We start from the raw sequence: 1,184 nt of genomic DNA on the forward strand, positions 1-1,184 counted from the left end.
AAAGAGCAATTTCAGCGTAACAAACTGCACGTAAACGTCGGCACCATCGGTCACGTTGACCATGGTAAAACCACTCTGACTGCAGCAATCACCACCGTTCTGGCTAAAACCTACGGCGGCTCTGCTAAAGCGTTCGATCAGATCGATAACGCACCAGAAGAGAAAGCTCGTGGTATCACCATCAACACTTCACACGTTGAATATGAAACCCCGACTCGCCACTACGCGCACGTTGACTGCCCAGGCCACGCCGACTATGTGAAAAACATGATCACCGGTGCTGCGCAGATGGACGGCGCGATCCTGGTTGTTGCTGCGACCGATGGCCCAATGCCACAGACCCGTGAGCACATCCTGCTGGGTCGTCAGGTTGGCGTTCCTTACATCATCGTGTTCCTGAACAAGTGCGACATGGTTGATGATGAAGAGCTGCTGGAACTGGTAGAGATGGAAGTTCGCGATCTGCTGTCAGCTTACGACTTCCCGGGCGACGATACTCCAATCGTACGCGGTTCTGCTCTGCAGGCACTGAACGGTGTTGCTGAGTGGGAAGAGAAGATCATTGAGCTGGCTGGTCACCTGGATAACTACATCCCAGAGCCAGTACGTGCAATCGACCTGCCGTTCCTGCTGCCAATCGAAGACGTATTCTCAATCTCAGGCCGTGGTACTGTTGTAACCGGTCGTGTTGAGCGCGGTATCGTTAAAGTCGGCGACGAAGTTGAAATCGTTGGTATCAAGGCGACTGTTAAGTCTACCTGTACCGGTGTTGAAATGTTCCGTAAGCTGCTGGACCAGGGTCAGGCAGGCGAGAACTGTGGTGTTCTGCTGCGTGGTATCAAGCGTGAAGACATCCAGCGTGGCCAGGTACTGGCTAAGCCGGGTTCAATCAAGCCACATACCAAGTTCGTATCAGAAGTGTACGTTCTGTCTAAAGACGAAGGCGGCCGTCATACTCCGTTCTTCAAAGGCTACCGTCCACAGTTCTACTTCCGTACCACTGACGTGACCGGCAACGTTGAGCTGCCAGAAGGCGTTGAGATGGTAATGCCAGGCGACAACGTGAAAATGACCGTTGAGCTGATCCACCCAATCGCGATGGATCAGGGTCTGCGTTTCGCAATCCGTGAAGGCGGCCGTACTGTTGGTGCGGGCGTTGTTGCTGAAGTTATCGCTTAATTGCG

1 protein-coding gene is annotated in these 1,184 nt (G+C 53.4%); it reads left to right on the top strand.

The window, feature by feature from the left end; all coding sequences use genetic code 11:
* Window positions 1-1,179 (top strand): elongation factor Tu (tuf, locus tag LBW88_RS26455; protein ID WP_224935661.1); only part of this gene is annotated, 1,179 nt, incomplete at its 5' end.
* Between the last annotated feature and the right edge of the window lie 5 nt (window positions 1,180-1,184).

Origin of the sequence: Pantoea sp. alder81 (assembly GCF_020179835.1) — a bacterium.
GTDB lineage: Bacteria > Pseudomonadota > Gammaproteobacteria > Enterobacterales > Enterobacteriaceae > Pantoea.